Raw genomic sequence first — 12,675 nt, forward strand, 5'->3', positions numbered from 1 at the left:
GCCGGCCGCGGTGAGGCGTCCCGTCTCTCCCGGCCCATTCCGCGGCCCACCACCATGACGACATGCGGAAATGACAGCGGAGCCTCAGGGCGGGGGCATGAAGGCGTCCGCATCGTGAACCTCGTGCGCGCTCATGACAAGCGGCGCAGTAACCTCAAACAACGTGAACCAGCGCACGCTCCTGATCACGCTGACCGGTCCGGATCGCCCGGGCGTCACCTCGCGGCTGTTCTCCGTACTGTCCGGGTTCCCGGTCGTCGTGGCCGACGTGGAGCAGGTCGTCATCCGCGGCCGCCTCACCCTGGGCGTCCTCGTCGCCTACGCCGGGGGGCCACCCACCGGCACCGGAGGCACGATCGGCGGCCTGTGGACGGCCGTCGAACAGGTCGCCGCCGACCTCGACATGGACCTGGAGATCGCGACCGGCACCACTTCCAAGGAGAAGCGACGACGCGGGCGGCTGCACGTCACCGTCCTCGGCGCGCCGCTGCTGCCCGCCGCCATGGCCGGAATCGCCGGCCGGATCGCGGCGAGCGGCGCCAACATCGACAGGATCGAACGACTGTCGAGCTATCCGGTGACGTGCATCGAGCTCGCGGTGTCCGGCGCCGACCCCCAGGCGATGCGGGCGGAGCTGGCCGCGGAGGCGGCGGCGCAGCAGGTGGACGTGGCCGTGCAGCGCAGCGGCCTGCACCGCCGCGCCAAGCGCCTGATCGTGATGGACGTCGACTCGACGCTGATCCAGAACGAGGTCATCGAGCTGCTCGCCCGGCACGCCGGGTGCCTGGACGAGGTGGCCCGGGTCACCGACGAGGCCATGCGCGGCGAGCTCGACTTCGCCGAGTCGCTGGTCAGGCGGGTCGCGCTGCTCGAAGGGCTGTCGGAGGAGGTCTTCGAGAAGGTCGTCAAGGAGGTCGTCCTCACGCCCGGCGCGCGCACGCTGGTGCGGACCCTCAAGCGGCTCGACTACCGCTTCGCCATCGTGAGCGGCGGCTTCACCCAGATCACCGACTCCCTCGTGGCCGACCTCGGCATCGACTACTCCGCCGCCAACACCCTTGAGGTCGTGGACGGCCGGCTCACGGGCCGGGTCGTCGGCGAGATCGTGGACCGGCCGGGCAAGGCCCGTGCGCTGGAGCGCTTCGCCGCCGAGGCGGGCATCCCGGTGAGCCAGACCGTCGCGATCGGCGACGGCGCGAACGACCTCGACATGTTCGCCGTCGCCGGGCTCGGCATCGCGTTCAACGCCAAGCCCATCGTGCGGCAGGCCGCCGACACCGCGGTCAACGTGCCCTACCTCGACTCGATCCTCTACCTGCTCGGCATCTCCCGCGAGGAGGTAGAGGCGGCCGACGCCGAGGACGGCATGCCGCCCGCCATGAACTGAGATCTCAGGGCCCGGCCGCGAAGGCGTCGGCCGCCGCGGCGCACAGCCGTACGGCGTCGGCGTCCAGCGAGCGCAGCGCCTGGTCGACGGCGGCGGTGCGCAGCAGCGCCCGCCCCGAGCCCGGCTCGGTCGCGTCCGCCTCCAGTTCGGTGAGCCGGCGCTCGGCCTGGGCGCCGACCCACACGGCGTCGTCCGCGAGCCCCCGGCACATCTCCGCCGCCGGCTCGTACGGCTCCCGCCCCCGCACGGCCTGGGCGGTGGCCCGCAGGTGGCCGGCCACCGCGTCGAGGACGTCGGGGACCGGGCCACCACCCGTGGGCTCGTCGCGGAGCACCGAGATCAGCGTCAGCAGGTCGTCGCGGACCCGCTGGGCGGCCTCCAGGGCCTCGTCGACGGTCTCGGGGGCCGTGCCGCCGGGCTCCTTGGCGATGTAGCAGAGCGCCCCCGTGACCATCTCCGCGTCCACCGCGGCCTTCCTGATCCGTTCCTCGGCCCGCTCCGCACCCGCCTTCCTCCTGGCCAGCTGCGCCACCGTCCGGGCGACCGCCGCGTGCGAGTCGAGCATCCGGCCGACCCGCTCGGCCAGGTGTTCCGTCTCCCCCCGCGGCCACAGCAGCCGCGCGCACGCGATGGCGATGACGCCGCCGGCGACGGTCAGGACGACCCGCGACTCGGCGATCGTCGCGGTCTGCGGCATCTGGAAGTCGAGCAGCAGCAGCACGCACATCGTCATGAACGTCGCCCAGTAGGCCTGGTGCGTCGGGGCCAGGCCGAACGCCAGCGCGGCCGACACCCCGATCAGCGCGACAAGCGTCCAGTGACCCGGCGCGATGTTCAGGATGGCCGCCGAGACCAGACCGCCGGCCGTGCTGCCGCCCACCCGCGCCCACACCTTGGCCCGCGTCTCCCCATACGTCGGCTGGATGGTGACCAGCACCGCGATCACCAGCCAGTGCGGGAACGCGGGCTTGAACAGCACGATGACGATCGAGGCGAAGGCGGTGCCGAGCAGGACCCGCAGGGCGTGACGCACGCGGGGGTCGTCGAAGGCGAGCGACGAGGGAACCGCCAGGGTGGCAAGATCGAGACGGTGCGCGCACAGCCAGCGGGCCGCCTCGGCGGAGCCGTCGAGCGCCTCCCGGATCCGCCCGGCGCTGTGGGCGATCTGCCGGAGGAGGACGAGCACCACCATCTCGCGCTCGCCGCCCGCGGCCCGGTCGCGCAGCCGGTCGACCCGGTCGCCGAAATCCATGACGGACACGTGCTCGGGCGGGCACTCGGCCAGATAGGCGCTCAGCGCCGCGGACAGCGAGCCCACGAGGTCGCGAATTCCCGCCTCGTCCGCCGCGCCGGGCGCACGCCGGGCCAGCGTGTCGCACAGCCCGCGCAACGCGATGATCTCGTGGAACACCCGGCGCAACGCGAGCGCGACGTCCGCGGCCGCCCGCGACCGCTCCCACCGGACGCGGCGGGCCCGGGCCAGGCGGACCTCGGCGATCGCTTCGGCCGCCTTCCTGCGGCGCTCGTCCCACTCGTCCTGACCCACCGAGGGGTCGGCCACGGCCTCGACCAGCCCGGCCAGGGTGTCGGCGGTCTCCCCCAGCATCGCGACGACCGGGCGGGTCCGCCGCCACGGCCAGGGCAGGGTGAGCAGGACGGCCGCCAGCAGGCCGCCGAGCAGTTGCAGGCCGGTGTGCGGCGCGGGATCGAGCGGCAGCGGGTTGGCGGCGGTCAGCAGCAGCGTGAGCGCCGGGGTGACGCCGATCGGGCGCACCAGGCCGCCCAGCCCGGCCAGGGCCGAGGCGACCAGGACCATGGCCCAGCTGCTGCCCGACAGCAGGATCCCCAGCGACGTCCCCACGCCGACCGACAGCACCACGCCGAGAAGGTAGGGCGTGCGCACGCCCGCGGGGTTCAGGATTGCCCGCCCCGCGACCAGCCACGCGCCGAGGCCGACCGTCGCGCCGCCCGCGGGATGCCCGGTAAGCAGGCCCGTGAGCAGCGGGATCACCAGGCAGGCGGCCCCGGTCAGGCCGAAGCCGAGCGCGAGGCGTGGATCCTCCAGCCTCAGCGCCCTGGCGAGCACGACGTTCCTGAGCGGCAGGCGCTTGTTATTACCCGCCGTGCCGCACCGCAATCAGGGGCGGCTCATCCGGGCCAGCCGTCCGGTGCCGGGGGCGAGGTCCTCCCACGGCACGTCCAGCTCGATCACCGCGTACGCGCCGGGCGGGAAGCCGTCGAGCCGCGCGTCGGTCAGGGCGGCGACGAGCTCGTGCACCCCCGGGTTGTGGCCGACGAGCACCACCGACGTGATCTCGTCGTCCGTACGGCGCAGCACGCCGAGCAGGTCGTCGGGGTACGCCTCGTAGATGTCGCGCTCGATCTCGACGGGAGCGTCGAGACCGAGCAGTTCGGCGGTCCTGCGGGTGCGGACCGACGGCGAGCACAGGACGAGCCCCGCGACGAGCCCGGGTGCGAGTCGCCGGATCTCCTCCCCCGCCTCCCGGGCGTCCCGCTCACCGCCGGGGGTGAGCGGACGTTCGCTGTCCGGGAGGCCCGGCGCCTGACCCGCCTTGGCGTGCCTGACCACGACGAGCGTCCGCGCGCTCACGGCATGGCCCAGACGGCGAGGCCCACGATCACAGCAATCATCACCGCCATGGTCAGCAGGATCAGCGCCAGCGTCCTGCCCCCGTTTGGCTTGTCCATAAGTGCTCAGTGTATGGAGAAGGTCCCCCGCTCCAGGAGCAGGGGACCTTCGTTCTCAGTGCCTTCGTTCTCAGTGCCTTCGTTCTCAGCGCCTTCGGGCGACGAGCGTTCAGTGCGCGACGGGCTCCGTGGCGCGGGAGGCCTCGTCGGCCTCGCCGGACGGGGCGATGCCCGAGGCGCGGCGCTTGGAGACCACCACGGCGCCGACCACGACCGCCACCGCCACGATCGTCGCGGTGACGCGGACCGCGACGTTGTCGGCGTACGTGACGACGGCCGGGGCGATCAGCAGCGCGACCAGGTTCATCACCTTGATCAGCGGGTTGATGGCCGGGCCCGCGGTGTCCTTGAACGGGTCGCCGACGGTGTCACCGATGACGGTGGCGGAGTGCGCCTCCGAGCCCTTGCCGCCGTGGTGGCCGTCCTCGACCAGCTTCTTGGCGTTGTCCCAGGCGCCGCCGGAGTTGGCGAGGAACACCGCCATCAGCGTTCCGGCCGCGATGGCGCCGGCCAGGTAGGCGCCGAGCGGCGCGTACCCGAGCGCGAAGCCGACCGCGATCGGGGTCAGCACGGCGAGCAGACCGGGGGTCGCGAGCTCGCGCAGCGAGTCGCGGGTGCAGATGTCCACCACACGGCCGTAGTCCGGCAGCTCGCTGCCGTCCATGATCCCCGGCTTGGTGCGGAACTGCTCGCGCACCTCGTACACGACCCGGCCGGCGGCTCGGCCGACGGCGCTGATCGCGAGGCCGGAGAACAGGAACACGACGGCCGCGCCGACGATGAGGCCGACCAGGACGTTCGGGGCGTCCACCGAGAGGCTGAAGTTCGCGAACGACCCGAGGGCGTCCTTCACGCCCTGTGTCGCCTTGGCCAGCTCGCCCTCGACCGCGGTCCTGAACGAGCCGAACAACGCGGTCGCCGCGAGTACGGCGGTCGCGATCGCGATGCCCTTGGTGATGGCCTTGGTGGTGTTGCCGACCGCGTCCAGCGAGGTGAGGACCCGGGCGCCCTCGCCCTCGACGTCGCCCGACATCTCGGCGATGCCCTGGGCGTTGTCGGAGACCGGGCCGAAGGTGTCCATCGACACGATCACGCCGACCGTGGTCAGCAGGCCGGTGCCCGCGAGGGCCACGGCGAACAGCGCCACGGTCACGTTGCCGAAGCCGAGCAGGAAGGCGCCGTAGACCGCGCCGCCGATCAGCAGCGCCGAGTAGACCGCGGACTCCAGGCCGACCGAGATGCCGGACAGGATGACGGTGGCGGGACCGGTGAGCGAGCTCTCGCCGATCTCCCGCACCGGGCGACGGTTGGTCTCGGTGAAGTAGCCGGTGAGGATCTGGATGGCGCTGGCCAGGACCAGGCCCACGAGCACCGCGCCGATGGCGATCAGGCGCGGGTCGGCGGTGAGCCCGGCGACGTTCGCGGCGGCGCCGGACAGCTCGGCGAAGCTCGACGGGAGGTACGCGAACGCGGCGACGGCCACCAGCACGGCCGAGATGGCGGCGGAGATGAAGAAGCCGCGGTTGATGGCGGCCATGCCGGAACGGTCGCTGGAGCGGGGAGCCGTGGTGAAGATGCCGATGACCGCGGTGATCACACCGATCATCGGGACGATCAGCGGGAAGACCAGGCCCTCGGTGCCGAACGCGGCCTTGCCCAGGATCAGGCTCGCGACCAGGGTCACGGCGTACGACTCGAACAGGTCGGCGGCCATGCCGGCGCAGTCGCCGACGTTGTCACCCACGTTGTCGGCGATGGTGGCGGCGTTGCGCGGGTCGTCCTCCGGGATCCCCTGCTCGACCTTGCCGACCAGGTCGGCGCCGACGTCGGCGGCCTTGGTGAAGATGCCGCCGCCGACACGCATGAACATCGCGAGCAGCGCGGCGCCGAAGCCGAACCCCTCGAGGACGTTCGGCGCGTCACCCTTGTAGACCAGCACGACGATCGCGGCGCCCAGCAGGCCCAGGCCGACCGTGAACATGCCGGCGACGCCACCCGTGCGGAACGCGATGCGCATCGCGGTCTTCTCGCCCGACTCGCGGGCGGCGGACGCCACGCGGACGTTTCCGCGTACGGCGAGCCACATTCCGATGAAACCGGTCAGCGCGGAGAACACCGCACCGACGACGAAGAACACGGACCGGCCGATTCGCTCGCCGGTCGAGCCCGCGGGGAGCAGCAGAAGCAGGAACGGAATGATGACGACGAATATGGCCAGCGTCCGGAACTGCCGCGCGAGATACGCGGCGGCGCCCTGTTGCACGGCACGCGCGATGTTCTGCATTCGCTCGGTGCCCTGCCCGGCGGCGAGCACCTCGCGGACGAGAGTGCCCGCGACCGCCAATGCCAGCAACGCCACGACGGCGACGACTATGACAAGAGTGAGATGGGAACCGTTCAGGGCTACCGCTGCGCCTTCGCCAGCGGCGTGCAAGGCAAACATCCGTCCTCCTCGGCCAGACGGGGTTTCGGTCCTCCTGCCCGGACGACGCTGGACGAACCCACTGGCTGTGCGGCGCTTCCGGGCGGGTTGGCAAGTGCCGCTTCCGGTTGCATCCGCAATACCTTGGCCGGTGCCGGGAGTCTACGCAGCGACGCCACGGATATGAAGGCCCTCGCGCGTCGTAATCGAAGCGGCGTCTAGTAATGCCCCAACATTTGCACCGCTATGAAGGGGCTTTGACCAGCGGAGTCAGGTGTGCGGCGGTGATGGTCGCCCTGGTTACGGCACTCCCTTGCCTCCGATTTCGGACCGTCCGAAATCGGGCCGGGCATAGCAAAAGATCGAGTGTCACGCCGGGGGGCGACACTCGATCTGCTTGAAGGTCGTGCCTCGGAGGTCCTGTCCCAGCAGGTCTCCGGGGTCCGCGAAGGTCCTGTCTCGGCGGGTTTTCGGGGTCCGTGAAGGTCCTCCTCGCATGCCCTCGGAGGTTCCCCGAAGTTCTCGGAGGCTTTCGCCGGTCAGAGGGCGGCGATGCCGTGGGGCGACGCGGGCCAGCTCATGCGGATGCGCATGCCCTTGGGCCCCGGAAGCACCTCGACGTCGTCGGCCAGCCCCGCGATGACCGCGATGCCCAGATTGTCGATCTCGGGCATGAGGCTGCCGTTCGCCTCCAGCACCTGGGGCGTCACGTCCTCGCTCGGGGCGGCGTCCGTGACCGTCACCTCGAAACGCCCCGCGTCATCGCGTAACTCGATGCGGACCGGCTCCCCCGGGCAGTGGAGGCGGTGCGCCTCCACAGCCCGTGAGCACGCCTCTCCGACGGCGAGCCGCACCTCGTCCAGGATCGCCTCAGCCACTCCCGTGCGACGGGCGATGGCCGTGGCGACCAACCGGGCCGTGCGCACGTGGGCGGGCAGAGCGCTGAACGTCAGCTCGACGGTGGCCATGTTGCTGAGTCCCCGGCCGTCACTTGTCCCGGCCGTGGGCTTCCTTGGCCTCCTCGACCGAGGCGTAGATCCCGAAGACCTTCGTCAAACCGGTGATGCGGAAGATCTTCAGGATGCGCTCCTGCGTGCAGACGAGCTCCAGGGAGCCGTCGTGCGCCCGCACCCGCTTGAGGCCGCCGACCAGCACGCCAAGGCCTGTCGAGTCGAGGAAGTCCACCTTCTCCATGTTCACGAGCAGGTGGAAGTTGCCCTTGTTGACCAGGTCGATCAGCAGCTCACGCAGTCTGGGCGCGGTGTAGACGTCGATCTCACCCTCGACATCGACGATGGTGAGATTGTCCTCGGAATGGTGGTCCAACTTCAGATCCACAGATCCTCCAGCGCCTTACTTGCGTAGGTCTCGATACAGGTCATGCATCCTGGTAGTCCAGAGGCACGACCCGATGCGCGGCATTCAACCACGCTACGACTCCGTGTCTATACGAAATCACGACTCCGGGCGACTCTCCCCGCAGATGCCAAACTGGAAACCAGTGACTCCGACTTCTTCGTCCTCTGCCCGAACAGGCGACCTTCTCACCCGTCTGCTCGCGGTTCCCGCACGCCGGGGGCGCGTGACTCATGTGGAGCATGTTCCAGCACGTCAGGCAGGTGAGGCGCGATGGCCGGAATGGGCTCCTGAGCTGCTGGTCTCACGCCTGCGCCTGCAAGGCGTCTCCGGCTTGTGGGAACACCAGTTTATAGCCGCCGAGCTGGTTAAACGTGGCCAAAACGTGATCATTGCCACAGGAACCGCGTCCGGAAAGTCCCTGGCCTACCTGGTGCCGGCCGTCGCGGAGATCTTCTCCGGTGGCACCGTGCTTTATCTCACCCCGACCAAGGCGCTCGCCGCCGACCAGCTCAGGGCCCTGCGCAAGCTGCGGCTGACGCAGGTGCGCGCCGCGACGTACGACGGCGACACGCCGCCCGAGGAACGCCGCTGGGTGCGCCAGAACGCCAACTACGTGCTGACCAACCCGGACATGCTGCACAGGTCGATTCTGCCCCGGCACTCGTCCTGGTCGTCGTTCTGGCGGCGGCTGCGGCTGGTGGTCGTGGACGAGTGCCACGGCTACCGGGGAGTCTTCGGCTCCCACGTCGCCCAGATCCTGCGCCGGTTGCGCCGGGTGGCCGCCAGATACGGCTCCTCCCCGGTGTTCCTGCTGGCGTCGGCCACCGCGAGCGACCCCGCCGCCGCGGGAATGCGCCTGACCGGCCTTGAGATGGCCGAGGTGACCGCGGACGCCTCCCCCCGGGGTTCGACCACCTTCGCCCTGTGGGAGCCGCCTCTGACCGATTTACGCGGGGAAAGCGGCGCTCCGGTCCGCCGTACGGCCACGGCCGAGGCGGCCGATCTCCTGGCGGACCTCGTGATCGAGGACGTCCGCACTCTCGCGTTCGTCCGCTCCCGCCGCGGCGCGGAGGCCGTGGCCCTCACCGCCCGCCGCACGCTGGAGGAGGTCGAGGCCCTCCTCGACGCCGGGCCCGCGCCGTACGGGGAGTACGCCGAGGGCGTGCCGGGGGAGGTGGGCGGCGCGGGCGCCGGTGGAGCTCTGGGCGACGCCGCGGGGGACGGCGGAGCTTTCGGCGACACCGCGGACGGCGCTGCGGGCGGCGCCTTCGAGACCGCGGGCAGGACCTTAGAGACCGTGGGCGGGACCTTCGACGCTGCGGGCAGGGCCTTCGACGCGATCGGCGGGCGAGAGCGGTCCTCCTCCGGGGCTGCCGAGGCCTCTCAGGCCGCCGAGACCGAAGAGGCGGGTGAAACCGGCGTGGAACGCCGGACGGACCGTGGAGGGCGGCTGGCCGACCGGGTGGCGGCCTATCGGGCGGGCTACCTGGCCGACGACCGGCGCGTGCTCGAAAAGGCCCTGCGCTCGGGTGAACTGACCGGCCTGGCCACCACCAACGCGCTCGAACTCGGCGTCGACGTCTCGGGGCTCGACGCGGTCCTCATCGCCGGATGGCCCGGCACCCGGGCCTCCTTGTGGCAGCAGGCGGGCCGGGCCGGCCGCGCGGGGCAGGACGCGCTGGCCGTGCTGATCGCGCGTGACGACCCGCTCGACACCTACATCGTCCATCACCCGGAGGCGGTGTTCGGACAGCCCGTGGAGGCCATCGTCCTCGATCCCGACAATCCGTACGTGCTGGCGCCCCACCTGTGCGCGGCCGCCGCGGAGATCCCGCTGACCGAGGACGACCTGAAGACCTTCGGCCCGGCGGCGCGGGGCGTGCTCGACGACCTGGTGGACCGGGGACTGCTGCGCAGGCGCCCCACGGGGTGGTTCTGGACGAGCCGGGACCACGCGGCCGATCTGGCGGACATCCGGGGCTCTGGCGGCGCCCCCGTGCAGGTCGTGGAGGCGTCCACCGGTCGCCTGCTGGGCACGGTCGACGAGCCGTCGGCGCACACCATGGTCCATCCGGGGGCCGTCTACCTGCACCAGAGCGAGACGTTCGTGGTCGACGTGCTCGATCTGGACGCCGGGGTCGCCCTGGTCACCGCCACCGAACCGGACTACGCGACCTTCGCGCGCGACGTCACCGACATCCGGGTGATGGAGTCGCTGCGTTCACGGCCCTTAGGGCCCGGCACCCTGCACTTCGGCTCGGTGGAGGTCACCCGCCAGGTCGTCTCGTACCTCAAGCGGCGCACCCAGACCGGGGAGGTCCTCGGCGAGGAGCCGCTCGACCTGCCGCCGCGCACGCTCTGCACCCGTGCGGTCTGGTGGACCCTGCCCACGCCCGCACTCGCCGATCTCATCAAGCCCGGACACGCGGTGGATCTCGGCGGGGCGGCGCACGCGGCCGAGCACGCCTCGATCGGCCTGCTGCCCCTGTTCGCGACGTGCGACCGCTGGGACATCGGCGGCGTGTCCACCGAGCTCCATCCCGACACGGGCCTGCTCACGGTCTTCGTCTACGACGGCCACGACGGAGGCGCGGGCTTCGCCGAGCGCGGGTACGCCCGGGCGGCCGACTGGCTGACGGCGACGCGGGAGGCGATCGCCTCATGCGAATGCGAGCGCGGCTGCCCGTCCTGCATCCAGTCCCCCAAGTGCGGCAACGGCAACGAGCCGCTCGACAAGGCCGGTGCCATCCGCCTCCTCGACATCCTCCTGGGCGCCTGACCCCGGCGCGCGGAACACGCGGACCCCGCCCGCCTGGCAGCGGACCCGCCCTTTCGGGAGCGGACCCGCCCTTCCGGCAGGCGTTCGGGCGCGCTCCCGGCACGACCGCCCGCGAGGCGAACAGAGGGGAGGTAGCCGGCGCGCACCGAAGGTTCGTGATCCCGGCAGGTGCCGGGATCACGCGACCGTCAGAGGTCGTGGTGGCGGCCGGAGTAGAGGTTGTCGTCGTCCTCCGTCCAGACGTCCGGCTCCGGCTGGCGGAGAGGCCGCTCCTGCATCTGGTCGTTGATCGTCGTACCCGCGGGCATGGCCGACGCCGAGATCACCGGCATCTGCCCGGGCAGCACCGCCGGAGACGGCGACTCGTGAGCGGAGGCCCTCCGGCCGCCCTCGTCCGGCCGTGTCGTCAACGACGGAAGCGATGCCGGCCAGTCCGGCGTGGCCCGCACAGGCGGCTCGCCTTCGGCGGGAACGGCCGGCTCCTGACCGGACACCGTGGTCTCCGTGTCCGTGTCCGTTCTCATGTCCGTGTCCGCGACGGTGTCCACGCCCGCGCCTGAACTTGGGACGGTCCCCGCGCCCGGGCCCGCGACGGTGTCTACGCTCGCGCCTGAACTTGGGATGGTGTCCATGCCCGCGCCTGGGATGGTGTCCATGCCCTCGGCCGTCGAGGTGACGGCGTCCAAGCGGGTCTCGGTGTCGGCGTCCGCCTCCGGGAGATTCTCGCGGGGCTTCGGCCTGGCCAGGATCACGGAGGGACGTCGCACAGGCGCGTTCCCCCGGGCCTTCGCCGTGGCGGCGCCGCTGAACGCGGCCACGCCGCTCGCCACCGTGGCGGCCTCAGGCGATGCGCCCGTCTTTCCTGCCGCCGGCCGCGGCTCTGAGCCACCGGATCGTCCCTCGCCCGCGTTGTCACTTGTCAGGCCCTTGCGCCGTAGCCAGGCGCCCAGGTTCGCGCCCGTGAGCAGCAGGACGACGGCGAGAGCGACATACACGCCGAAGCTCAGCCCGCCGAGCGGCAGGAAAGACGACTGCGCCGTCATCTTCGGATCGTCGGTCTTCTCCGGGACGACCACCGGCTCGGTCTGGTCACTGCCGCCGTTCGCCTCCGGCAGCGTGAGCTCGGTGTCCTTCGGCAGCTCGGTGTCCTTGGGCCGTGTGGCGTCCTTAGGCAGCGCCGGTTCCGCGTTCGGCACGGCGGTGGACTGGTGCGTCTTCGGAGTCTCGGCGGCGGGCGACTTGACCCCCGACTGGCCCGGCTTCTTCGACGGCTTAGGAGAGGGGCTCGGTGACGGCTTCGGGGCGGGAACGGTCACATACGCCGCCGCGGAGCGCTGCGATGCGACGGTGCCGCCGGTGCCGTCCGAGCGGAACGCGCGAACGGAGACGTCCACCTTCTGTCCGGCCATATTGGCCGGAAGCTTCATGCTCGTCTGACAGCTCGATCCGGAGCAGGCGGAGTCAGCGGAAACGGAGCCGGACCTGCCGGCCTTGACCGAGGCGATCTCGTACGACTGGAGATCCGGCTCCGCGCCCTTCGCCCAGCGGACCAGGATTGTCGAGGAATTCTTGAGCTGCGCCTGGACGCCGGAGGGGGCCTCCGGCGGACGGCTGAGCACAAAGGTCGAGGTGGCGTAGGTCTTGTGCGTGACCTCACCGAACAAACTGACCGTGAACGTGCCGTTGGGGGCGTCGCCGGGGTCGAAGGATCCGCTGATCGTCTGGTTCGCGCCACCCGAGGCGATCTTCTGCCGGGATTCGGAGGGTCCCTCGACGTACAGGGCCATGCTGATCTGGTACCAGTCCGTCTTCGCGGACACGGCCACCGCACCGGACGACTTGACGACCGCCCCGTCCGCCGGGGACAGGATCTCGGCGTCGGCCGCGTACGCGGGTCCGGCACCGATCATCGGCGTGGACGCCACAGCCATCAGGACGATCATCGCCGTTGTGCCCAGCCTACGAACCCTGGTCACGACGCATCCCTTCATGGAAAACCGTCCGCCCCGGCTGCCTCGG

The 12,675-nt window shown here is 71.3% G+C and carries 8 protein-coding genes; 2 read left to right on the forward strand and 6 right to left on the reverse strand.

Annotated features, from left to right (window positions below; translation table 11 throughout):
- Positions 1-163 precede the first annotated feature (163 nt).
- Entirely contained in the window at positions 164-1,387 is a 1,224-nt protein-coding gene (serB, locus tag BXA11_RS30530) for a phosphoserine phosphatase SerB (RefSeq protein WP_239104859.1), read from the forward strand.
- Between the two features lie 4 nt (positions 1,388-1,391).
- Here the strand turns inward: serB and BXA11_RS30535 are convergent, their stop codons facing one another.
- From BXA11_RS30535 to BXA11_RS30555, 5 genes are all read right to left on the reverse strand, one after another.
- Positions 1,392-3,524 (reverse strand): FUSC family protein, encoded by a 2,133-nt coding sequence (locus tag BXA11_RS30535; protein ID WP_143734600.1) that lies wholly within the window; start codon positions 3,522-3,524, stop codon positions 1,392-1,394.
- Positions 3,525-3,998 (reverse strand): SixA phosphatase family protein, encoded by a 474-nt coding sequence (locus tag BXA11_RS30540; protein WP_239104860.1) that lies wholly within the window; start codon positions 3,996-3,998, stop codon positions 3,525-3,527.
- A gap of 207 nt (positions 3,999-4,205) precedes the next feature.
- Positions 4,206-6,539, reverse strand: coding sequence for a sodium-translocating pyrophosphatase (locus BXA11_RS30545; RefSeq protein ID WP_076440062.1), 2,334 nt, complete (start codon positions 6,537-6,539; stop codon positions 4,206-4,208).
- 518 nt (positions 6,540-7,057) lie between these two features.
- Positions 7,058-7,486, reverse strand: coding sequence for an ATP-binding protein (locus tag BXA11_RS30550; RefSeq protein ID WP_076440064.1), 429 nt, complete (start codon positions 7,484-7,486; stop codon positions 7,058-7,060).
- Positions 7,487-7,505: 19 nt separating this feature from the next.
- On the reverse strand, positions 7,506-7,856 hold the full coding sequence (locus BXA11_RS30555; protein ID WP_030506779.1) for an STAS domain-containing protein: 351 nt from the start codon (positions 7,854-7,856) through the stop codon (positions 7,506-7,508).
- Positions 7,857-8,259: 403 nt separating this feature from the next.
- On the opposite strand from BXA11_RS30555, the gene BXA11_RS30560 reads away from it, so the two are divergent.
- Complete coding sequence (locus BXA11_RS30560; protein WP_239104861.1) at positions 8,260-10,656, forward strand: DEAD/DEAH box helicase; 2,397 nt, start codon at positions 8,260-8,262, stop codon at positions 10,654-10,656.
- Between the two features lie 188 nt (positions 10,657-10,844).
- On the opposite strand, the gene BXA11_RS43370 is transcribed toward BXA11_RS30560, so the two are convergent.
- A complete protein-coding gene (locus BXA11_RS43370; protein WP_159454861.1) occupies positions 10,845-12,632 on the reverse strand; it encodes a fibronectin type III domain-containing protein in 1,788 nt (595 codons plus the stop codon).
- Positions 12,633-12,675 lie beyond the last annotated feature (43 nt).

Origin of the sequence: Microbispora rosea (genome assembly GCF_900156315.1) — a bacterium.
GTDB classification, from domain to species: domain Bacteria; phylum Actinomycetota; class Actinomycetes; order Streptosporangiales; family Streptosporangiaceae; genus Microbispora; species Microbispora rosea.